This window comes from Chromobacterium sp. (genome assembly GCF_041912965.1).
In the GTDB taxonomy this organism is placed as follows: Bacteria; Pseudomonadota; Gammaproteobacteria; order Burkholderiales; family Chromobacteriaceae; genus Chromobacterium; species Chromobacterium aquaticum.
Genome location: NZ_JAYSGF010000042.1, coordinates 1 through 22725, shown reverse-complemented (window position 1 = coordinate 22725; position 22725 = coordinate 1). Strand labels below are relative to the sequence as shown.

The window sequence follows — 22725 nt, the reverse complement described above, 5'->3', positions numbered from 1 at the left end:
GGATCATGAACCCTATGACATTCACCGCCCCAAGCCGCATGCTCGCCCTCAGCCTGGCGCTGACCGCAGCCCTGCCCGCCTTCGCTGGCGCCGACGACGAGCTGATCGCCGCGCGCGACGCCTTCCGCGGCAATAAGCTGGGACAGCTGGCCAGCCTGGCGGGCGGCATGCCGTCCAACTACCCGCTGAAGGACTATCCGGCTTACTGGCTGGCGCTCAAATCGCTGGACGGCGACGACGACGGCCCGGCCCAAACCTTTCTGAATCGGGTCAACGAAGGCCTGATGCCGGAACGGGTGCGCAATGAATGGCTGAAAAAACTGGCGGCACGCGAAAACTGGAGCCGCTTCGCCACGGAATGGAAGAAGCTGCCGCCGGAAGGGCGTGACGACGAATCCACCTGTTACGGCCAATTGTTCGAGCTGAACCAGGGCAAGGCGCCCACCGATCTGGATCGCTTCCTGGAAAGCCGCCCGGCGCCGGAAGGCTGCAACCGTCTGATAGAAGACGCCGCGCGCCGCGGCGTGCTGAAACGCGATTGGCTGTGGCAGCGCGCGCGCCTGCTCCTGGCCGGCAACTACCTGACCCAGGCGCGGCAACTGGCAGCCGGCACCGGCCTGCCGCTGGACAACGCCGCGCTCAGCAAGCCGGCCAACGCCAATCTGGCCACCCCCGGCGGCCAGGAAGCCGCGGTTTACGACATCGTGATCAAGGGCAAGGCCAATATCAACAACGGCCTTAGCAAGCTGCTGGAACACGAACCAGCCCTGAGCAAGGAACGCGCCGGCTTCGCCTGGGGCCAACTGGCGTTGCTGTCCGCGCGCAAGCAACAGTCGGCGCAGGCGCTGCAATGGTTTGACAAGGCCGATGCCGATCAGCTGACCGCAGAGCAGTGGGAATGGTGGGCGCGTTCCGCGCTGCGCCTGGAACAATGGACCCAGTTGGACAAGATCATCCGCTCCATGCCCGCCGCCGTTGCCGCCAAGCCGGCCTGGCGCTACTGGCGCGGCCGCTCGCTGCAACAGCTGGGCCGCCCCAACGAAGCCACGCCGCTGTTCAGCCAGGCCAGCATCGGTCACAATTATTACGCGCTGCTATCGCTGGAAGAGCTTGGCAACAGCCTGTCCACCCCGGCCAACAAGAGCGGGCCGGCCAAGGACGACATCAAGCAAATGAGCGAAGAGCCGGCGATCAAACGCTCGCTGGCGCTGCTGGACCTGGCCGAACGCTATGCCAAACCCGAATTCCGCGCCGACGCGCAGCGCGAATGGCGCTGGGCGATGCGCAACCGCAGCGATATCGAGCTGCTGGCCGCCGCCGAAGTGGGCCGCCGCGCCAGCTTCTACGATATGGCCATCTACAGCGCCGAACGGACCAAGGAAGAACACGATTACTCGCTGCGCTACCTGACGCCCTACCGCGACGTCACTCAGCGTTACGCCAAGCAACTGGACATCGATGACGCCTGGGTCTACGGCCTGATCCGCCAGGAAAGCCGTTTCATCACCATGGCGCGTTCCGGCGTCGGCGCCTCCGGCCTGATGCAGCTGATGCCGGCCACCGCCAAATGGGTGGCCAAGAAAATCGGCCTGGGCCAGTACGCGGTCAACGACATCGAAACCAATGTGCAATTGGGCACCTGGTATCTGCGCTATGTGCTGGACAGCCTGTCCAGCAATGAGGTGATGGCCACCGCCGCCTACAATGCCGGCCCTGGCCGCGCGCGCGCCTGGCAGACGGACCGCACGCTGGACGGCACCATCTACGCCGAAACCATCCCCTTCACCGAAACGCGCGACTATGTGCAAAAGGTAATGGCCAACGCCGCCTATTACTCCAGCACCTTCGGCCACGCCAATATCTCGCTGAAGAACCGGATGGGCGTGGTGCCGGCGCGCTAAAACCAAGCGCCGCCCCACGGCGGCGCGCTCTCCCGCAACCACTATATGGACTGTTCAAAGGCTGTCGAGCTGGCTCGAAACAAGGTAATGACCGAGGCAAGGGAATGCTCATACCACACACGAGCATTCCGAAACGCTACTCGCCGTACAAGGCTCCACCACGCACAGCAGACATTGAACAGGCTCTAAAGAAAGGGGACCCCATGACTTATCAACGCATCTGCATCATCGGCGGTAGCGGCTTCATCGGCGGCTATATCGCGGAACGGCTGACCGAGCAAGGCTGCCAGCTGACCATCGCCACCCGCCGGCGCGAACGCGCCAAGGCCTCGCTGCTGGTGCTGCCCGGCGCGCAGTTGGTCGACGCCGACATCCACCATCCGGAAGCGCTGGAACAACTGGTTTCCGGCCACGACGCGGTGATCAATATGGTGGGCATCCTGCATGGCAGCGCCGCGCAGTTCGACAAGGCCCATGTGCAATTGACCGAAAAAGTGATCGCGGCCTGCCGCAAACAGGGCGTGCGCCGGCTGATCCACATCAGCGCGCTGGGCGCCGACGAACGCGGCCCCAGCCTGTACCAGCAAAGCAAGGGCCGCGCCGAGGCGCGCGTGCGCGAGAGCGGTCTGGAGTGGACCCTCTTGCGTCCGTCGGTGGTGTTCGGCCACGGCGACAGCTTCCTCAATATGTTCGCCAGCCTGCTGCGCAAAGCGCCAGTGCTGCCGCTGGCCGGCGCCGACACCCGCTTCGCGCCGATCTGGGCCGGCGATGTCGCCCACGCGGTGGCGGCCTGCCTGTCGCGCCGCGCCGCCATAGGCCAAAGCCTGGACCTGGCCGGCCCCCGCGTTTACACGCTGGCCGAACTGGTGCGCCTGGTGGGCCGCCACATCGGCAAGCCGCGCCCGGTGATCGCGCTGCCGCAGAGCCTGGCGATGCTGCAGGCCGCATTGATGGAATGCCTGCCCGGGCCGGCGCTGATCAGCCGCGACAATGTGCGCTCGCTGAGCGTGGACAATGTCAGCGACCAGCCCTTCCCCTCCGCCTTGCTGGGCTTCAGTCCCACGGCGCTGGAAGCGCTGATCCCCGCGCAACTGGGCGCGGAGGAGTTCAATCTGCAAATGTCCGCCTACCGCCGCCAGATCGCGCGCTGAATGGGAAACGGATAGATGCAATGCTATATCGTCGGCGGCGCCGTGCGCGACCGCCTGCTGCAACTGCCGGTGAAAGACCGCGACTGGGTGGTGGTGGGCGCCAGCCCGCAAGAAATGCTGGCGCTGGGCTATAAGCCGGTGGGCAAGGACTTTCCGGTGTTCCTGCACCCGGACACCCACGAGGAATACGCGCTGGCGCGCACCGAGCGCAAAACCGGCAAGGGCTACCACGGCTTCGCCGTCTACGCCGCGCCGGACGTGACGCTGGAACAGGACCTGGCCCGGCGCGACCTGACCATCAACGCCATCGCCGAGGCGGCGGACGGCAGCCTGATCGACCCCTACCACGGCCGACGTGACCTCGAGGCCGGCGTCCTGCGCCACGTCAGCCCCGCCTTCGCCGAAGACCCGGTGCGCATCCTGCGGCTGGCGCGCTTCGCCGCCCGCTTCGGCTTCAGCGTGGCCGAGGACACCATGGCGCTGATGCGGCAAATGGTAGAAGCCGGCGAAGCCGACGCGCTGGTGGCGGAGCGAGTGTGGCAGGAACTGGCCAAGGGCCTGATGGAGGATAAGCCATCGCGCATGTTCCTGGCGCTGCGCGCCTGCGGCGCGCTCGCCCGCGTGCTGCCGGAACTGGACGCGCTGTTCGGCGTGCCGCAGCGCGCCGACCATCACCCGGAAATCGACACCGGCGACCACGTGATGCGGGTGCTGGACTGCGCCGCCGAGCAAGGCCTGCCGCTGGCGGCGCGCTTCGCCGCGCTGACCCACGACCTGGGCAAGGCGCTGACGCCGGCGGACATTCTGCCACGCCACATCGGTCACGAGGCCGCCGGCGAAGCGCCACTGCTGGCGCTATGCCAACGCTTGCGGGTGCCGGCAGACTGCCGCGACCTGGCGCGCATCACGCTATTGAGCCATACCAAAGTACACTGTGCTTTCGAATTGAAGCCAAGCACAATATTGAGATTGTTCAAACAAACCGACGCCTTGCGGCGGCCGGAACGCTTCTTGCTGATGCTGGATGCCTGCCGCGCGGACGCGCGCGGACGTCTGGGTTTCCACGACCGGCCCTATCCGCAGGCGGACTACTTGTCCGCGCTGCTGGACGCGGCGCTGGCGGTGGACGCCGGCGGCATCGCCCGCCAGTGGGAAGACAAGCGCACGCTGCCGGAAGCGATAGATCGCGCCCGGACCCGCGCCATCGCCAGCCGCAAGGAGCAACTGGAGACGCACTGACATGGCCTCGATCTACCGTCTGCCGTCCACGCTGATGCGCGGAGGCACCAGCAAGGGTCTGTTCATCCGCTCCGACGCGCTGCCGGAGGACACCTCCACCTGGGAACGCATGCTGTTGCGCGCGATAGGCAGCCCGGACCCGCACGGCAAGCAGATCGACGGCCTGGGCACCGGCCGGGCCAGTACCAGCAAGGTGATGATACTCAGCCCGTCGCGGCGCGACGATTGCGATGTCGATTGCCTGTTCGGCCATGTGTCGATTGAAGACGCGATGATCGATTGGTCCGGCAACTGCGGCAATCTCAGCGCCGCGGTGCCGCTGTTCGCGGTGATGGAAAAGCTGGTGGAACCACGCGACGGCGTCGCCGCCATCGGCATCTGGCAAGCCAATGTCGGCAAGCGCATCGTCGCCGAACTGGAAATCATGCACGGCCAGCCGGTCTGGCAGGGGGACTACCACATCGACGGCGTAGCCTTCCCCGGCGCACCGATCCGGCTGCGCTTCCTCGACCCGGCTGGCGGCAGCTCCGGCGAGCTGTTTCCCACCGGCAGATTGATAGACGAACTGGCGCTGCCGGACGGCAGCCATCTTGAAGCCACGCTGGTGGATGCCGGCAATCCCACGGTATTCGTGCGCGCGCGCGATTTTGGCCTCAAGGGCGACGAAGACATGGCGGCGCTGCCGGACAACACCCGCCACCGGCTGGAATGGGCGCGTGAAATCGCCGCCGTGGTCATGGGCCTGGCGCCCGACATCTTCGCCGCCCGGCGCGAACGGCCGGGCACGCCGCGGATCAGCCTGGTGTCGGAAAGCCGGGACGACGATTGCCAGATCAACGCGCGCATCATGACCTCCAGCCGCTCTTTGCACCATGCCTTCACCGGCACCGGCGCCATCGCGCTGGCCTGCGCCTGCGCCACGGAAGGCACGCTGCCGCAACAAATGGCCGGCGCGCCGGTGCGTGGCATGCCGCTGAGCTTCAGCCACGCCAGCGGCAAGCAAACCGTGGAAGCGGTACTGGGACACTCCGTCGAATACGGCTGGAACATCAGCGAAGTGGTGATGACCCGCACCGCCAGGCCGCTGATGCGCGGCGAAGTCTACATCCCGCTGGAGTAGCGGGCCTGCGCGTCAAGGCAGCATGGGCCAGCCGGACTGCCGCAGGCGCTCTTTCGCGGCGGCCATCTGCTGCGGCGTGCGCACATTGCAATACGCCTCTTCATTCTCGGCGACATAGGCCGCCGCATCCATGCTCTTGTCCAAGGCGAACAGAGTCACTCCATGTTCATGCACGCTCAGCAAGGTCTTGCCATCACGGCTGAACAAGAGCCGACGCGGTATGGAATCCACCGGGAACACGCCGACCGTGCTCAGGCTGCGGCGGCTCAACAAGCGGATCACGCCGCCGCTGTCCTTGTAGCTGGCCAGCCAGGCGCCGTCCGCGCTCGCCGCCAGCTTCTGCCAACCTTCGGCCTCACAATGCAGCCAGGCCTGGCGCGCCGCCAGCGGCTCGCCTTGATACTGCCACATCACATTGCCGCGCGTCGGCCACCACAGATTGCCGGCCGGATCCGCCGCCCAGTCATCCAGCGCGTCCGAGGGCAAGGTCAGCGGCTTGCCGCTAGGCTGCATCGAGCGCAGGTCCAATAGCTGCAGCGTATCCAGGCGCGCATCGCTCAACAACAGCTTGTCGCCGGCGGCATTCAGGCGCAGCAACGGCCTGTTGAAGCGCGCGCCCACTTCTTGGCTGGGCTCGCCCAAGCGCACGGGCTGGCCGATGACACGGCGCTGCGCCAAGTCCAGGGTGCTCAAGGTATTGTCGCCGGCATTGATCACATAGGCGCGCTGACCATCGCGGCTGAACAGCGCCTGACTCGGCAATCTGCCGGTGGCGAAACGGTGAACGATGCCGCCCGTCCGCAAATCCACCAAGGCCACCGCGTCGTTCGCCATCCCCGGCACCAAGGCCCAGCGTTCGTCCGGACTCAGCGCCACCGACCACGCGCCGATGCCGCGGCACAGATTCTGGCCGCAAATGGCGTTCTTGGGCACCGGCAGTTTGGGGCCGGCTATGCTGCGCTCCAGCCGCTGCTGCCGCAGATCCACCACCTCCAGGCTGTTTTGCTCGGTGTCGGCCAGATACAGGCGGGCGCCGTCCGCGCTCAATACCGCAGAACCGTACACCCCGCTCAGACTCAGCGGAATCTCCACGCCGGCCGCCTGCTCCTTGCTCACCGGCTTGGGCCGCGCCGCCCGCTCGCTGCGCGCCAACTCCACGCGCTGGGCTTTCTCCGCCTCCAGCCGCGCCTGCTCCAATTCCTCCTGCCGCTGCTGGCGTATCTTGACCGCCATTTCACTCAGTTCATCGGAGCCCAGCGCCCGGCTCGCCGGCTGCGCTCCGGCCACGGCCGCGCCAGCCAAGGCGGCGAACATCACATGCCGCCGCAGCGGGCGCAAGTTCAGCCAGCCCAACGCCCCCAGCGGCAAGCCCGTCAGAAGACCGCCGATATGGCAGGCCTGGTCCACGCCGGACACCATGAAGCCCATGCCCAGGTTCAGCAACACCACTTGCGCCAAGGCCTTGCCCCGCGAACCGCCCATGTCGGCGTCGCTGAGGCCGGCCACGCACAGAGCGCCGGCCAGGCCCATCAAGGCGCCGGATGCGCCCACGCTGGCCACCAGGCGGATGCTGCTCTGCATCAGCAGATTGGTCACTGGATGGGTGCCATGCCACCAGGCGCTGGTCAAACCAGCAGCCAGACCGGTGGCGAGATAAATCGCCAGAAAGCCGATGCCGCCGAAGCGTTTCTGCGCCAAGGGACCGATCAGCAGCAACATATACATATTGAGCAGCAGATGCACCGCGCCGCCATGCACGAACATGCTGCTGAACAGGCGCCAGCTGTCGCCGCTCAAGGTGAACGGCGCCAGATTGGCGCCCCACTCCACCAATTGTTCGGGGTCGGGCTCGGTCCAGGACACGCCGCTAGCGCCCATCCAGACATAAACGATCAGATTGGCGAGCACCAGGCCGATGGTGGCCCAATGCTGGCGCAGAATAGAAGAAATCCCGCCGTAGCGGGACAGGGAAGGGTCGAGCGCAGCTTCAGTCATGCGTGCCATTGTCCTGTTCTTAAAATTGCCAATTCAATATCCGGAAAGCATGATAAAGCAATTCGACAAAAATAAAAATCGGACGCTATCAAATCATGCCGCGGCGCTGCGCAGCGCTTGCTCCACCTGACGCAGCATGCGCCGACGGATCAGGCCGCTGACCGGCCGAATCAGATACCAGTACGGAGCGAAGCGCAGACGAGAAGCGGCATCCGGACAATGCACCCGAGTCTGCGTGGAAAGCCGCGTGCCGCGGTCGACCGCTTCGCAATGAAAGCTCAGCAATAGCCGCACGACTCCCGGCTCGCGAAAGGCGACAAAATCATCCAGGCCACCGATCTCGCGCAAGCCGAAATCGGCGCGCCAGAACTCGCCCACCAGGCCCAGCGTCAGCTCATTGTCACCGTCACGCGCCAGCGGCGTGAAGCTGTGCATGCCAAATGGCGGGCGATTGCCCGGCAAGGCGCCGCTCAAGCGGCCTGGCAGCTCGCGCAACGCCATGAAACGCCGCGCCCATGGGTCGTCCGCCGGCGCGACGCGCTGCACCGCGTCCAGCACCGAGGCCTCATCCGCCGCCAAAATGCGGGAATGCGTCTCGACAAACTGATAGTTGGGCAGGATGCGCTCCGCCAGCGCGAACCTGGTCATATCTTCCCCCTAGTCCAACGTTCTCAGAACCTGTTTACGATCTGCCACGCGTCGTGGAATGCCACACGGTGAGCAGGCCTTGTCTCGCCCTAGCCCGCGAGAGCGTAAACACGTTCACAATGCTCAGGATGAGCCTAATTCCAACTGCCTCACCCGCTCAAACAAACACACCGTCGCCGCCATCGCCACATTCAGCGATTCGGCATGCCCAGGCATCGGGATCCGCACCCGCGCGTCGGCCAGCGCCAGCGCCTCCGCGCTGACGCCGGCGCCCTCGTTGCCGAAAACAAAGGCCACCGGCCCGCGCAAATCCTGTGTGTACAAGGAAGTCGATCCTTCCAGGTGAGTGACCAGCTTGCGGCCCTCATAACGCGCCAGCTCGGCGCACAGATCGACCTGTTCATGGATATTCAGCGCGAAGTGCGCGCCCATGCCGGCGCGTAGCACCTTGGGGGAATAGACGTCGACGCAGCCCTTGGACAGCATCACCTCGCGGACCCCGGCCGCCGCGGCGCAGCGCAGAATGGTGCCGAGATTGCCCGGATCCTGGATGTCTTCCAGCATTACCCGCGGCGCGGCGGCCGGGCTGGGCCGTGGCTGCGGCCGCGGGCACAAGGCCAGCAGCTCCCCGGCGCTGGCCAGCGCGGTGGCCTTGGCCAGCACCGCTTCCGGCACCGTGACCACCGTGGTCGGCGCATGCAGCCGCCGCAGCAGCGCGCCCACCTCCGCATGCGCCTGCGCCGCCTCGTTCAGATACACCCGCTCAGGAACGATGCCGGCCTCCAGGCAGGACTCGGTCAGGTGGATGCCTTCCAACAGCATCAGTTGCTGCTTGCGGCGCTCGCGCGGATTTTGCGCCAGGCGCGCCAATTGCTTGATCTCGTCGTTATGCGCCGAGGTGATGATTTTGCTGATGTACGACATGTGTGCTATTGCGGCAGCATGGTCAGGCGCGCCACTAAATCCTTGAATCGGTGATAACTGTCCTCGTCGATCACCTGGCCGCTATGGCCGTTGTCGACATAGAACACGCCGGACAATGCATGCCCGACAAACAGAGTGATCAGGGCGAACTCACTATCCCCGATCTGTTCGAAAAACAGATCCTCATAGCGCCGCTCCAGTTGCTGGCGCACCGAGGCCGGCGCGTGGAAGCTCTGCGCCTTGCTGGTCAACAGCGCGAAGAAGGAGCCCGGCTCCAGCGCCAAAGGCAGCTTGCGCAGCGGATGTCCCTCGCTCAAGCCTAGTTGATAGCGCAGCTTGAGCGCATGCGCGTCTTGATCGTAGCGGTAATACAGCACGCGCTCGAACTTGAGATCATTGGCCAGGTGGCGGATGGATTCGCGTATCGCCTTCTCCATCTGCTCGGCATCGCTCAGCGCCGCGGTTTTCTGCAACGAGGGCCGCTTGTACTCCCCCTCCAGCATCAACAGGCTGCGCACCGGATACCTATAGCCCACCGCCCGCGGATGGCGCGCCACCGACAGCGCCGCGTGCACCACCGCCTGGTAGGCCAGCTGCGGCGCGCAGCCTATCAACTTGGCCGCGGCGTCCACGCCCACCTGCCAAGTACTGCGCCAGCAGCCCTGCTCCAAGGAGTTGGCGGTGGCCATCGCCAGGCGCAGCAGCTGGCGGCGCTTGGTCGGGCTGCCCGGCCCCAGCAGAGCGTTCAGCCCCACCGGCAGCGGCATCAGCTTGATGAATTGCTCCAGCACCTGAGCGTAATCGCACTGGAAGGTATCCGACACTTCCTGCAGCAGCGGGCGATAGGGCAACTGATTGCGCTGCATCATGAACAGGCAGGCGGGCAGATTGTACAGCAAGGCGGCGACGAAGCAGTCCTCCACCTTGTGATCGCCCATCAGGGACAGCCACTCCTTGACCAGCAAGGCCGCCACGCGCGAGCGGCCCAGCCAGTCGCCCACCGCTTCCAGCACCTCCTCGTCCAGCTTGCCCGGCTCCGCTTCCAGCGCGGCGACGCGGCCAAAGCGGTTGGTCACCGCCTCCAGCCCCATCAGCAGCAGCGTCTGCTCCACCGAGGGAATGCTTTCATTGCGCTGCAGCGCGCGCGAACCGCCGACCACCCGCGCCAGGTCCAGCAGCAGGAAAGGGTCGGACAGGCAAAGATTGGCAAGATCAGTGAAATTGATCAGGTCGCTGTGGCGAGCGCAAATATCTTTCAGCTCGCCCAACGTATCGGGCAGAATCGGCCAGCGCCGTTCGGCGATGGACTTGATCCAGTTAGCAAGCTCCATGTGGGTGGCGCCAGATCAGTAGTTCGGTTTGCAAAGCGCCTCCCAGCGGGATGCGTTCATCGGGTTCTACATCGGGAACGGCGAAGGTATTGCTGACCAGCAGGCTGCCTGGCCGGCCTTCGGCCAGGAACTTGCGCCAGACGCGCGCCATCGGCTCCGGGGACAGAAACACGTATACCGCATCATAACCGCCCCAAGGCTCGCGCCAGAAACTGCCGCAGGCGAACTCCACCCCTTGCGGACGCTGCTCCAGCCACCAGCGCGCGCGCGCCAGCGCCCAGCTGCCCCAAGCGTTTTCCAGCGCCCTCACCCGCAAATCCGGCCGCAACCGGTTCAGCCGCACCGCCAGCCTGCCATCGCCGCAACCGGCCTCCAGCAGCGCCGCGCGCTCCGGCAGCAGGCCTGCCAGCCGTTCCGCGGCCTGCGCCGACGATCGGTACAAGGGCACGCGTTCCAGCACCGCGTTGCGGCCCAGCGCGAAGGTCAGCGCCAGGCCCAGCAAATACACCCAGGACGGCAAGGCCGCCTGCTGCATCAGCGCCAGCGCCGGCACGAACAGGCCGTGCAATAAACGCTGCCAACCGGGCAGACGCATGAAAATGGCCAAGGCCGCCGCGCACAAGCCCTGCAATATCGCCCAGCCCAGCGGCTGCGCCGCCGGCGCGACGAAATACATGGCCACAACCGCCGCCAGCAACTGCAAGCCGAGATGGCGCAGCCGACTCAGCAAGCCCAAGCCTCCCGCTTCATTTGGCCGGAGCTTCCGCCGGCGTGGCGGCCGGTTCGGCTTCGCCCTCGGTCGGACCGCCGATGACTTCCTGGTTCATCTGCGGCTTATAGCCGTCGTTGAGGATATTGCTTTCCGCTTCCTTGTTCAGCACCACGATGGCGATACGGCGGTTTTCCGGGCTGAACACATTGGTCTTGACCAGCGGATTGGCCGAGGCCAGGCCCACCACGCGCAGCACCTTGTTGTCCTGCAAGCCGCCGGCCACCAGCTCGCGCCGCGCCGCGTTGGCGCGGTCGGCGGACAACTCCCAGTTGCTGTAGCCGCCCTGGCCGCTGCCAAAGGGCTTGGCATCGGTATGGCCGGAGATGCTGATCTTGTTCGGCATCATGTTCAACTCCTTGGCCAGCTGCTGCAGCAGCACGCGGGTATGCGGCAGCATGCGCGAACTGCCGGAATCGAACATCGAGCGGTTCTGCTCATCGACGATCTGTATCTTCAAGCCATCCGGCGTGATTTCCAGCTTGAGCTGGTTCTTGTATTCCTTGAGCAGTTCGCTGTGATCCACCGTGCTCTGAATCTTGTTCTGCAGCTGCTCCATCGACGCTTGCTCGCGCTGCTTGCGCATGATCTCGTCCTGCGGCGAGCCGGATTTGTTGACCTGGCCGGTCTGCTTGGTCAAATCATTGCCGCCGCCCTTGATCACCGAAGTGGCGTCGCCGGCGCCGGCGCCGCCGGACAGCGCCACCTTCAGCGGCGTCTTGAAGTACTCGGCGATGCCGTTGAGCGTGCCCTGCGAGGCCGAGCCCAGCAGCCACATCAACAGGAAGAACGCCATCATCGCGGTCACGAAGTCGGCATAGGCGATTTTCCAGGCGCCGCCGTGGTGGCCGTGGCCGCCCTTCTTGATGCGTTTGACGATGATGGGCCGTTGCGATTCGTCAGCCATGATGTCCCCGTCGCTTATTTCTTGGCCTGTTTCACATGGTCTTCCAGTTCCTTGAAGGACGGACGATCATGCGAAGCCAGCACCTTGCGGCCGAATTCCACCGCCACTTGCGGCGCATAGCCGTTGAGGCTGGCCAGGATGGTGACCTTGATGGTTTGGTAGACCCGGGTGCCGTCACCCAGCTTGTGCTCGAGAATGGTGGCCAGCGGGCCGACAAAGCCGTAAGCCAGCAAGATACCGAGGAAGGTGCCCACCAGCGCGTGGGCGATCAGCATGCCCAGTTCCGACGGCGGCGCGCCCACCGACTCCATGGTATGCACCACCCCCATCACCGCCGCCACGATACCGAAGGCCGGCAGACCGTCGGCCAGGCCCTTGACCGCGTTGACCGGCACCTCGCCCTCGTGATGGTGGGTTTCGATTTCCACATCCATCAGGTTCTCGATTTCGAAGGCGTTGAGGTTGCCGCCCACCATCAGGCGCAGATAGTCGCAGATGAATTCCACCACGTGATGGTCATGCAAGACCGTGGTGTATTTGGAAAAGACAGGGCTGGCTTCCGGGTTCTCGACATCGGCCTCGATGGACATCAGGCCTTCCTTGCGCACCTTGGTCAGAATCTCGAACAACAGCGAGAACAGTTCCATGTAGAAGGCCTTGCCGTAAGGCGAGCCCTTGAACACGGTGGGGAAGGCTTTCATGGTCGCCTTCAGCGGCGCGCCGCCGTTGGCCACCACGAAGGCGCCGAGCGCGGCGCCAGCGATCATCACCACCTCCAGCGGCTGCATCAACGCGGCGAGATGCCCCCCCGCAGCGACGAATCCCCCCAGCACGGAGCCCAGAATAATGAGGTAGCCGATTCCGACGAACATGCGTCAAGTCCTGTCTTTGTGATTTTTCGGATCGCTGCGTTTTCCATTACAGCACGACTTTTATTCTATTCATAATAGAAAAAGCGGATTGAATTGTATCAACCCGCTTTCCCAGCTGCAAAAAACATGGAAGGTGATATTCACCAGCGCTGAAAAATGACGTGGCCAAGCAAGGACCTTCGGTCTGCCTTCAAGACAATGCCATCTCCAGCTCACCGCCGCTCCCGGTCGCCAGCGTGATTCTCGCCGGCATCCCGCCGTGCTCCAGCCGCCATTGCAGACACTGCGCCGCCATCTCCGGCAACAACTGCTGCCGCACCAGATGGTCCAGGCCGCGCGCGCCGTTGTCACGCCGACCGCAGGCGCTGGCCAACGCCCGCGCGCAGTCCGCCCCCGCCTCCAGCATCATGCCTTGCGACGCCTTCAGATGCGCGGCCAACGCCGTCAGTTTCAATTGCGCGATTTCCGCCAGCGCGGACGCCGACAACAGCCCATACGGCACCACCTGCATCCGCGCCAGCAGCGGCGCCTGAAAATGGGCCAGCAATAATGGCCGCAGCGCATCCAGCCACGCCTCTCGCTCCGGCTCCGCGTCCTGCTCCAGCAACAGCTCGCTGCCCAGATTCGACGTCAGCAGAAACAGCGTATTGCGAAAATCGATCTCACGGCCCTCGCCATCCCGCATGAAGCCGCGGTCGAACGCCTGGTAAAACAGGTTCAGCACATCCCGGTGCGCCTTCTCCGCCTCGTCCAGCAGAATCACGCTATAGGGCCGCCGCCGCACCGCCTCGGTCAGCACCCCGCCTTGGCCATAGCCGACATAACCCGGCGGCGAACCTTTCAACTGCGACACCGTGTGCGCTTCCTGATATTCGGACAGATTGATGGTCAGCAGCGCCTGTTCGCCGCCAAACAATAAATCGGCCAGCGCCAGTCCGGTCTCGGTCTTGCCCACGCCGGACGGTCCGGTCAGCAGAAACACCCCCAGCGGGCCGCGGCTGGGCTCCAGGCCGGACTTGGCCGCCAGCAAGGACTGTGCGATCTCAGCCACCGCGCCCTCCTGCCCGCGCACCCGTTCCCGCAAAGAAGCAGCCAGGCCCAGCAGGTTCGCCGCGTCGTCGGCCAGCAGCCTGCCCACCGGCACCCCGGTCCAATCGGCGATCACTTCCGCCACCAAGGCCGCATCCACCTCCGCGACCGCCAAGCGGCGCTCCCCCTGCAGCGCCGCCAGCTCGGCGCGCGCCTGCGCCAGCCGCGCCGCGCCGCCCGGCTGTTCGCCCCGCTCCCGGCACTGCTGGCGCAAGGACTCCGCGCTCAGCCGTTCCTGTTGATAACGCCCTTGCAACACCTCGGCTTCAAGCCGCGTCTCGGCCAGCTCGGTGTCGACCGCCTGCAGGCGCGTCTCAAGCTGCGTGTCGCCAGCGCCAAGCCTAGCCTCATCCAACAAGGCCTCCCTCTCGCTGTCCAGCGCCGACACCCGCGCCTGCACAAGCTGCAACTCCACCGCGCCGCCTTCCAGACTCAGCCGCGCTCGCGCCGCCGCAGTGTCGATCAAATCCACCGCCTTGTCCGGCAACTGCCGGCCGGCCAGATAGCGCCGCGACAAACTCACCGCCGCCGTGATCGCCTCATCGCGGATCGCCACCCCGTGATGCTCGGCATAGCGCGACTTCAGGCCGCGCAACATCAGACAGGCGGCGGCATCGTCCGGCTCTTCCACCTTCACCATCTGGAACCGCCGCTCCAGCGCCGCGTCCTGCTCGAAATACTGCTTGTACTCCGACCAAGTGGTAGCGGCTATCGTCCGCAATTCGCCACGCGCCAGCGCCGGCTTCAGCAAATTCGCCGCGTCGCTGCCGCCGGCTGCATTACCCGCGCCCACCAGCACATGCGCCTCATCGATAAACAGCAGAATAGGCTGCTCGGACGTGCGCACCGCCTCGATCACCAGTTTCAGCCGCTGCTCGAACTCGCCTTTGACGCCCGCGCCCGCCTGCAATAGGCCAATGTCCAACGCCAGCAGCCGCACTTGGCGCAATGCCTGCGGCACCTCGCCGGAAGCGATGGCCAAGGCCAGCCCCTCCGCCAGCGCCGTCTTGCCCACCCCAGGCTCGCCCACCAGGATGGGATTGTTCTTCCGACGGCGCAGCAGAACATCCACCATCTGCCGCATCTCCTTGTCACGGCCCTGCACCGGATCGATCAAGCCCTGACGCGCCTTGGCGGTCAAATCGCCGGCGAACCGGGTCAAGACCTCCGGCAACTCGCCAAGCGCCGTTTCCGCCTCCCGTCCAGCCTCCGCCGGCGAAGACAGCTCGTCCGGGCCGCTCCGCGCCTCGGATTCCGCCGACACCTGCTCCAGCCATGCCCAGCGCGCGCGAAGCTGCGCCGCGGACAGGCTGAACAAGGGCCAAGCCTGCCGACAAGACAAACGCTCCGGCGCCGCCAGCAAGGCCAGATACAAATGCGCCGAGCGTATCCGCAAGCCACCAAAATCCAGCGAAGCGATCAGCCAGGCCGCCTGCAGCAGCTCCTGCAACCCGCGCGACAGCCCGGGCTTGCCGCGCATATTACGCGGCAAGCGCTCCAGCGCGGCCAGCAAGCCCTGCCACACCTCATCCACGTCGATCTCGTAATGCCGCAGCAAGACGGCCAGATCGCCATCGCCCTGCTCCAGCAACTTGACCAGCCAGTGCTCAACCGTGATCTCCGCGTGCGCGCGCGTCTGGCACAAGCCGGCCGCCGCCTCCAGCGCATGGGCGCAGTGCTCGTTCAGCCTCCGCAGCAAATGAACAGAATCGAGAGTCATGTCCGTCTTTTCCCAAAAAAGCGCATGCCGGCCAAAATGGCCGGCATCACAAAAGTGCCGTAAACCTCCTCCGTCAACCGCGAAACGCTAAGCCGGCCACGCGCCTAAACCAGCCCAGCGCTTGCCGCGCATGGCGGCGCTAACGGTTTTCAATCCAGCTGTCGGAGTGGATGATGTTGCCGTCCTTATAGGCCCAGGTAATCTTTTCGTAGCGCATTTCCACCTCTTCCAGATGGTTGTAACGCTCCCGATCCGGATCCTTGATGTTGTACATCTTGGGGGCCACCGACACGACCTTGACGTTGTCCAGCTTGATATTGAAATACTCCTGCTCGCTGCCGGCGTCATCGATCTGATACCACTTGAACTCCACCTCCTTCAGCGTCTGCCCGCTGGTCACCGCCTTGTACAAATACGGCGATGAAGCATCAAACTCCTTGACCAGGGTCAGCGCCTCATGCACCCGGGTGCCAGTCAGCTTGCCGGTATTGCCATCGGTGGGAATGCGCACTGCATGATCGAACTCCACCACCTCCACACTGTTCTCGCGGCCTTGCACCGTTACCGACCCCTTGATATCGGCGCCGCCGTCATCCTTCAGCCACATATATGCGGGAATTGCCATCGCTCGTTCTCCCAATGAATCAACTTAATAATTTAAGTTTCACAAAAACCCCGGACTGCAACCGGGAAGCCTCCTCGCCCCCAACCCTTACTTCACGGGAGGGAATGGCAGCAAGGTAATCTCCACGCGCCGGTTCCTGGCCCGGCCCTCGGCATCGTCATTGCTCGCCAGCGGCCGGGTTGCGCCATAACCCTGGATCGCGAAGCGGCTCAGCGGCAATCCAGACACTTGCACCAGCCAATCGCGCACCGCGGCGGCGCGCTCCAGCGACAAGCGCTGATTCGCGTCAGCACGTCCCACGCTATCGGTATGCCCGGCCACCAACACATTGCGGTCAGCGTGCTGGCGCAAGGCGGCCAGCACCGGCTCCAGAGAAGCCGCCGCGTCCGGGCGCAGCGCGGCCTTGCCGCTATCAAACAAGGACAAGCTGTCCAGCGACACCGAAACCGGCGCCGCCTGCGGAGGCCGATACTCTGCAATCAGCCTGGCGATGCGCTGATGCCAGGGCCGCGCCCGATAAAAACCGAAGCCCAAGCGCAGTGGCACGCCAAGATCGGCATGGCTCTGCAATTCGCGCGCATCCCGCTCCAGCACCAGCAAGGCCTGGCGGCGCTCCGCATCCCGTTCCACGGGCAGCGATCGATAATGCGCGACATCGGCCGCCAGCCGTTCCAGCAATTGGCGATTGGACCAGGCCGAAGCGGCCAGCGTCGCCATCGCCGTCAAGCAGGCCAGCAACCAAAGATTCAAGACCAGTTTCCAGCCGGCGGACAAACGCGGGCCGCGCTCCAGGCCAAATAGCCAACTGCCGGGCAGCCCGCCCTCTTCGCCGCCGCCGGCGCTTAGCGGCCGCACCGCCAGACCGCTCAAGGCCTGCCGGGCGCGCCCCCACGGCGACAGCGCAGCATCGCCGCCCTGCGCCGGCAGCAGGGCGATGCCTTGCAAACCGGGGGCGGGCAACGGCGTGGCGCCTTGCAGCAAGGCAGGCAACGCCTGAGAAGCCAGCCAGCCCCCCACCGCGCCGGCGCGCTGCCGCAAATCGAAGCGAGCCCGTCCCTCTCCATCGCCCAAGCCCGGCGCTTGCAACTCCAGTTGCTTGCGCCACTCATCCAGCCGCTCGCGCCATTGGCGCAGGCTGGAACACGGCGCGCCTTTCAGCACCACGCCCAAGGCCCCATTGATGCCGGCGCAACGCCTCGGCGCGGGAAATCTCACCAATAAATACAGAGGCAAGCGACACCCCAAGCGCGCCTCCGCGTCGGCAATCGCCTGCCGCCAAGCTTGCAAACGGCCCAGCCAGGCCGATTCGCCACACTCGGCCGCCGCCTCCACCCGCAAGGTCAGCGCATTGGGCGGAACGCCCCGCCGCCAGGCCACCAGTTCGGACATCACCCGCTCCAACAGCGCCGGCGTGGGCACCATCACCCGCAGCACGCCATCCTCCGCCGCCACGTAGGCGCCGCGCCGGCTTTCCAGCTCCACCACCGTGACACGATCGCCGCGCCAGCCCTGCGGCAGTTCCAGAAGGCCCGGCAACACCGCATCCCGCTCCGCCTGCCCGCCGCAGGGCCGCCGCAGCCGCCATCCGATCCAGGCCAGCCAGACAGCCACCGCAAGCAGCACCGCGCCCAGGCGCAGCCCTCCGCTCCAAGGCGTCATGAACGTCAGCCACCACGAAGCCGCCGCCAGCGACAAGCCCCACAAGCAGAAAGAATGCGCCCGCGTCCGCATCGCTCGCTCCCTCATGCCAACGCCAGCGCCGCATCGGCGGCGCCCAGCCAGCCATGCAAGACCGCATAGGCAAAGAACAAGGCCGCCAGGCCCGCCACCGCCGCCGCCAACGGCAAGGCCACGCGCCGCAGGTAGCGGGAAGCATTGCCGCGCATCAGCGCGACCTGGCCGTCAAACTCGCCCGCCGGCAATGGCGGTGGCGCCTCCAATCCCGCGCTCAAGCGCCCCAGCAAGGCCTGGCAGGCGGCTTCGTCCTCGCCGCCGCGGAAACCCAGCGCCAGCGTCATCGCATAGCACCAGCTCAGCGCCGCGGGCGCGCCGGGCTGTGCCAAGTGCTCGCGCATCTGCTGCAGCAAAGCCTCGCCCGCCTGGTAACTATTGAAAAACCGCACCTGCAAGGGCTCCCGCGCCCATGCCGCGCGCTGGTCGCCCTGCAGCCGGCGCAGCGCCGCCTCGTCCAACAACGCGCATTGCGCGTAACTGACGCTGGCGATCAAAGCCTCGCCTGCGCCAGCCTGGCGCAGGTCCTCTCGCAACGTGTGCACCAGACCGGCCGCATGCTCGCGCCAGTCCTCCACATGCTCGGGCGCATCCTTGTCGGCCAGCATCGACGCTGTCAGCGCCGTGTCCCTAAGGCCTCGGGCCAAAATCTCCGGCGGAAATGGTTTGTTCATGATTGCAGCACCACGAAGAGTTCAAGCGCCACGCCCGGCAAGGACGCGGGCACATAGCAGGAGCATGCCTGCACATCCAGCATGCGTTTGAATGCCGGATGCGCGGCGTCCAAGACGAAGTACAGGTTTTCCATGCGCACCGGTAAAGCGGCCGGCAAACGTGCCGGCACACTCAAGGGCACGCCGCTGGATGCCGTACTGAGCAGGGCCTCCACCTCCTCCGGCGCGCCGATCTTGCACACGGCGGGAAAGCGCTCCAATAGCTGCGCCGGCGGCATATCCGCCCGTACCGACAGATAAAAGCCGCCCTGCTCTGCCAGCCTGGAGTCCGCCAGCGTTCCATGCCACGTCGACGACGTGCCCTTGGCCAAGGGCACAAGCACCACCTGCGAGGGAATCACCTGCTCCAGGCTCGTCCTGATCCGGTCTTCCAGCTGCAAAAAGCCGGGCCGGGCATCTTCATGCCTATAGGCCGGGATATCCGCCAGATCCTGCTGCAGCGAGAATGTGCTCAGCATGCCGCACAGCTGCGCCAGCGCGCGGTGCAGGGCCTCCGGATGACTGGCCGGCGTCCCGCGCAAATGCGCCAGCACCGGCCAGGCGCTGTTCACGCAATGCAGGAACCAGAACAAGCCGGCGTCCGACACCGAAAAATCCACCATGCCGCGTCCACGCTCGCGCCGGCGCTCAGACAACTGGCGGCTGCGCGCCAGCAGCATCTCCTCGACCCGCCCGGCCAGGTCCAGCAAACCGGGGACACTATCTAGCCGCAGGGACGGCGGCCAGAACGCTTCGTCCCGCGTCCAGCGCCCCTGACCATCGCGGCTTAGGCGCAGCAATGGGCAGCAGACATAATCCGCCTGCTCCTCGAACTCCAGCAGCAGGCGCAAATTGCCGCGCTCCACGGCCAACTCCGCTGGCGGGCCATCATATAAATCGTTCACTTCCCGGTATTCGCAGCGCTGTCGTCGCGGCCGCGATGGCGTTTCGCTACTCCGTTCGCAATTGCCGCCGCCGGCATCCCACAACGGCAGGCCCAACGACACCATCAGGCTCTGCGTTTCCGCCGCTACCAGCAGCTCCCTGGCCGGCGGCAATTGATCCACTTCGACACAATCGACGACAGCGCCATCCGGCAGGACCAGGCGTAAACGCTCCAGCTTCAGCTTGCCAAGGCTCAAGGCCGCCTCATCCCAACCCACTTCCCAGCAGCCCCAAAAATAAGGCTGGGCCAAACGCCCAAACGAGGCTGCCAAATGAGAAAACCACAATGACTGCTGCTGAAAGTGCTGAGGAGACAATAAAGCCCCCTCCAGCCACATCGGACGAAAAATCCTCATGGAGATAACCTCGTGAGCAAGCTCTAATTCAGGAGCGGCTGACACCAAGCGAAGCAGAGTCAGCGCAAGCTACCCAGCCTTAAAACCGTCCGACAAAACGCCAAACAAAATAAAAACCCAATTCATTAATTAAACAAAAAAGCAAATAGGAAAACATTAAAAAATAAAAATGACAAAAAAATATACATGGCGCTTCACGGAAAAATCTCAAACATTCTAGGCCAAAAACAATATTTTATGTCAACAAAAAAACAATATTGCATCAAACAACACAATATGGTTAACATTGAAAGCTAATTAAAAAACCGCTCAACAGCGATCGATAAATTTAGGCAGAAAGAAAATACAGCAGCCACATTGACCTAAAACCAGGAGAAAACAGTCACGCCGACATAGCCCATATCGCCGCCAGCAACGTGTGAAAACGCGGCAAACACGCAACCTCGCCCATTTATCCAGCAGGAAAAATGGGCGCGCTGCAATCTTGATCGCAACTGAGGAAAACACCATGGCCGAAAGCTTTCAAAACGAAGTGCCCGCCGCGCGGGTCAACATCAAACTGGATCTGCATACCGGTGGAGCGCAGAAGAAAGTCGAACTCCCACTGAAACTGCTGGTGGCGGGGGACTACAGCCATGGCCAGGAACATCGGCCGCTGGCGGAACGGGAAAAGGTGTCGATCGACAAGAACAACTTCGACGCCGTGCTGGCCGAGCTCAAGCCCAGAGCCAAGCTGGTGGTGGAAAACACGTTGGCCGGCGACGGCTCTGAAATGGCGGTGGACCTGGATTTCAAAGCGATGAAGGACTTCCACCCGGAACAGGTAGCGGCGCAAATCCCGGAACTGCGCGCGCTGCTGGCAATGCGCAACCTGCTGCGCGACCTCAAGGCCAATCTGCTGGACAACGCCTCCTTCCGCCGCGAGCTGGAAAAAATCCTGCGCGACGACGCGCTGTCCGCCAATTTGCGCAGCGAACTGGAACGCATCATCCCGCTCAGCCAAGCCGCCCACTAAGCCAGGAGTCCTCACCATGTCTACCAAAAAGCAACAGCAAGCTGACGACACCATCGTGCTGGAATCGCCGGTCAGCGTTTACGAATCGCTATGCGCCAAAATAAACCTGGCGCCGGTGGCCAGCACCCAGCCCATCGAGGCCTATCAGACCGCCGAAGTGATGTCGGACGCGCCGCTGGACGAACGCATCGCGGTGGCGGTCAACGTCTTCCTGAAAATGATCCAGGAATCCTCGCAGAAAGTGGACCGACTGGACAAAAGCCTGCTGGACTTCCACATCGCCAACATCGACGCGCAGATCAGCCGCCAGCTGGACGCGGTGATGCACGCCCCCGCCTTCCAGCAAATAGAGTCCTGCTGGCGCGGACTGCGCTTCCTGGTGGATCGCACCGACTTCCGCAAGAACGTCAAGATCGAAGTGCTGGACGTCAGCAAGGAAGACCTGCGCAACGACTTCGACGACGCGCCGGAAGTGATCCAGAGCGGCCTCTACCAGCACACCTACATCCAGGAATACGACACCCCAGGCGGCGAACCCATAAGCGCCATCATCTCCAATTACGAATTCGACCGCGGCCCGCAGGACATCGCGCTGCTGCGCGACATCGCCAAGGTGGCCGCCGCCGCCCACATGCCCTTCATCGGCTCGGTGGGGCCGGCCTTCTTCGGCAAGCAAAGCATGGATGAAGTGGCCGCCATCCAGGACGTGGCCAACTACTTCGACCGCGCGGAATACATCAAATGGCGCAGCTTCCGCAACAGCGACGACGCCCGCTACATCGGACTGACCTTGCCGCGCTTCCTGGCGCGCCTGCCCTATGGACCCGACACCGTGCCGGTGCGCAGCTTCAACTACGCCGAAAACGTCAAGGGCCCGGACCACCAGCGCTACCTGTGGGCCAACGCCGCCTTCGCCTTTGCCGCCAATATGGTGCGCAGCTTCATCGGCAACGGCTGGTGCGTGCAAGTGCGCGGCCCGCAAGCCGGCGGCCTGGTGGAAGACCTGCCCATTCACCTGTACGACCTGGGCATAGGCAACCAGGTGAAAATCCCCACCGAAGTGCTGATTCCGGAAACCCGCGAATTCGAATTCGCCAACCTGGGCTTCGTCCCGCTGTCCTTCTACAAGAACCGCGACTACGCCTGCTTCTTCTCCGCCAATTCCACGCAAAAGCCGGCGCTGTACGACACCAAGGAGGCCAGCGCCAACAGCCGCATCAACGCGCGGCTGCCGTACATCTTCCTGCTGTCGCGGCTGGCGCACTACCTGAAGCTGATCCAGCGCGAGAACATCGGCGCCACCAAGGACCGCCGGCTGCTGGAACTGGAGCTCAACACCTGGATCAAGCTGCTGGTCACCGAAATGACCGACCCCAGCGACGAGCTGCAAGCCTCGCACCCGCTGCGCGACGCCCAGGTCATCGTCGAAGACATCGATGACAACCCCGGCTTCTTCAAGGTCAAGCTGTTCATCGTGCCGCACTTCCAGGTGGAGGGCCTGGACATCAACCTGTCCCTGGTTTCGCAAATGCCCAAGGCCAAGAACTAAACGTCGCCGCCCCCCGGCCTGCGCAACGGGCCGGGGGGACTGGCCGATATGGAGAAGCCGCCATGCCGCTGCAACAGCACTATCATCTGAAGATCGCCGAGCTGCCGGCCGAGCTGCTGTCGGTC

The 22725-nt window shown here is 64.5% G+C and carries 18 protein-coding genes; 6 read left to right on the top strand and 12 right to left on the bottom strand.

The window, feature by feature from the left end:
• Positions 1 to 5 precede the first annotated feature (5 nt).
• The 4 genes from ACE3QM_RS18875 (at position 6) to ACE3QM_RS18860 (ending at position 5411) form a co-directional block, all read left to right on the top strand.
• Positions 6 to 1901, top strand: coding sequence for a transglycosylase SLT domain-containing protein (locus ACE3QM_RS18875; protein WP_374424021.1), 1896 nt, complete (start codon positions 6 to 8; stop codon positions 1899 to 1901).
• Positions 1902 to 2104: 203 nt separating this feature from the next.
• Positions 2105 to 3052: a complex I NDUFA9 subunit family protein gene (locus ACE3QM_RS18870; protein WP_374424019.1), complete on the top strand. Its 948-nt coding sequence runs from the start codon at positions 2105 to 2107 to the stop codon at positions 3050 to 3052.
• Between the two features lie 15 nt (positions 3053 to 3067).
• Positions 3068 to 4291 (top strand): multifunctional CCA addition/repair protein, encoded by a 1224-nt coding sequence (locus ACE3QM_RS18865; protein WP_374424017.1) that lies wholly within the window; start codon positions 3068 to 3070, stop codon positions 4289 to 4291.
• Position 4292: 1 nt separating this feature from the next.
• Positions 4293 to 5411: a 2-methylaconitate cis-trans isomerase PrpF family protein gene (locus tag ACE3QM_RS18860; RefSeq protein WP_048411983.1), complete on the top strand. Its 1119-nt coding sequence runs from the start codon at positions 4293 to 4295 to the stop codon at positions 5409 to 5411.
• Positions 5412 to 5423: 12 nt separating this feature from the next.
• Here the strand turns inward: ACE3QM_RS18860 and ACE3QM_RS18855 are convergent, their stop codons facing one another.
• The 12 genes from ACE3QM_RS18855 to tssK form a co-directional block, all read right to left on the bottom strand.
• Positions 5424 to 7406 carry a rhomboid family intramembrane serine protease gene (locus tag ACE3QM_RS18855; RefSeq protein ID WP_374424014.1) on the bottom strand — a complete coding sequence of 661 codons (1983 nt, stop codon included), beginning with the start codon at positions 7404 to 7406 and terminating at the stop codon, positions 5424 to 5426.
• A gap of 93 nt (positions 7407 to 7499) precedes the next feature.
• The gene (locus ACE3QM_RS18850; protein WP_048411981.1) at positions 7500 to 8054 is read right to left on the bottom strand and encodes a DUF2867 domain-containing protein; all 555 of its coding nucleotides are present in this window, start codon (positions 8052 to 8054) and stop codon (positions 7500 to 7502) included.
• Positions 8055 to 8177: 123 nt separating this feature from the next.
• Positions 8178 to 8978 carry a TrmH family RNA methyltransferase gene (locus ACE3QM_RS18845; RefSeq protein WP_374424011.1) on the bottom strand — a complete coding sequence of 267 codons (801 nt, stop codon included), beginning with the start codon at positions 8976 to 8978 and terminating at the stop codon, positions 8178 to 8180.
• Positions 8979 to 8983: 5 nt separating this feature from the next.
• Entirely contained in the window at positions 8984 to 10309 is a 1326-nt protein-coding gene (locus ACE3QM_RS18840) for an HDOD domain-containing protein (RefSeq protein WP_048411979.1), read from the bottom strand.
• Entirely contained in the window at positions 10296 to 11039 is a 744-nt protein-coding gene (locus tag ACE3QM_RS18835; RefSeq protein ID WP_374424008.1) for an SAM-dependent methyltransferase, read from the bottom strand. The genes ACE3QM_RS18840 and ACE3QM_RS18835 overlap by 14 nt, the downstream gene beginning before the upstream one ends.
• A 16-nt stretch (positions 11040 to 11055) precedes the next feature.
• Entirely contained in the window at positions 11056 to 11985 is a 930-nt protein-coding gene (gene motB / locus ACE3QM_RS18830) for a flagellar motor protein MotB (protein WP_048411978.1), read from the bottom strand.
• Between the two features lie 14 nt (positions 11986 to 11999).
• Positions 12000 to 12857: a flagellar motor stator protein MotA gene (motA, locus tag ACE3QM_RS18825; RefSeq protein ID WP_048411977.1), complete on the bottom strand. Its 858-nt coding sequence runs from the start codon at positions 12855 to 12857 to the stop codon at positions 12000 to 12002.
• Between the two features lie 190 nt (positions 12858 to 13047).
• Entirely contained in the window at positions 13048 to 15666 is a 2619-nt protein-coding gene (gene tssH, locus ACE3QM_RS18820) for a type VI secretion system ATPase TssH (protein WP_374424005.1), read from the bottom strand.
• A 139-nt stretch (positions 15667 to 15805) separates the two neighbouring features.
• Positions 15806 to 16291, bottom strand: a complete 486-nt coding sequence (locus tag ACE3QM_RS18815; protein WP_107799463.1) for an Hcp family type VI secretion system effector — start codon at positions 16289 to 16291, stop codon at positions 15806 to 15808.
• An 87-nt stretch (positions 16292 to 16378) separates the two neighbouring features.
• Positions 16379 to 17950: an OmpA family protein gene (locus tag ACE3QM_RS18810; protein WP_374424002.1), complete on the bottom strand. Its 1572-nt coding sequence runs from the start codon at positions 17948 to 17950 to the stop codon at positions 16379 to 16381.
• An 83-nt stretch (positions 17951 to 18033) separates the two neighbouring features.
• A complete protein-coding gene (locus ACE3QM_RS18805; RefSeq protein ID WP_374424000.1) occupies positions 18034 to 18696 on the bottom strand; it encodes a DotU/TssL family secretion system protein in 663 nt (220 codons plus the stop codon).
• On the bottom strand, positions 18693 to 20018 hold the full coding sequence (gene tssK, locus ACE3QM_RS18800) for a type VI secretion system baseplate subunit TssK (RefSeq protein ID WP_374424045.1): 1326 nt from the start codon (positions 20016 to 20018) through the stop codon (positions 18693 to 18695). The genes ACE3QM_RS18805 and tssK overlap by 4 nt, the downstream gene beginning before the upstream one ends.
• A gap of 526 nt (positions 20019 to 20544) precedes the next feature.
• On the opposite strand from tssK, the gene tssB reads away from it, so the two are divergent.
• Together tssB and tssC are read left to right on the top strand one after the other, a co-directional pair.
• Positions 20545 to 21051: a type VI secretion system contractile sheath small subunit gene (gene tssB, locus ACE3QM_RS18795; protein WP_231462007.1), complete on the top strand. Its 507-nt coding sequence runs from the start codon at positions 20545 to 20547 to the stop codon at positions 21049 to 21051.
• A 16-nt stretch (positions 21052 to 21067) separates the two neighbouring features.
• Entirely contained in the window at positions 21068 to 22600 is a 1533-nt protein-coding gene (tssC, locus tag ACE3QM_RS18790) for a type VI secretion system contractile sheath large subunit (RefSeq protein ID WP_374423996.1), read from the top strand.
• Positions 22601 to 22725: the final 125 nt, after the last annotated feature.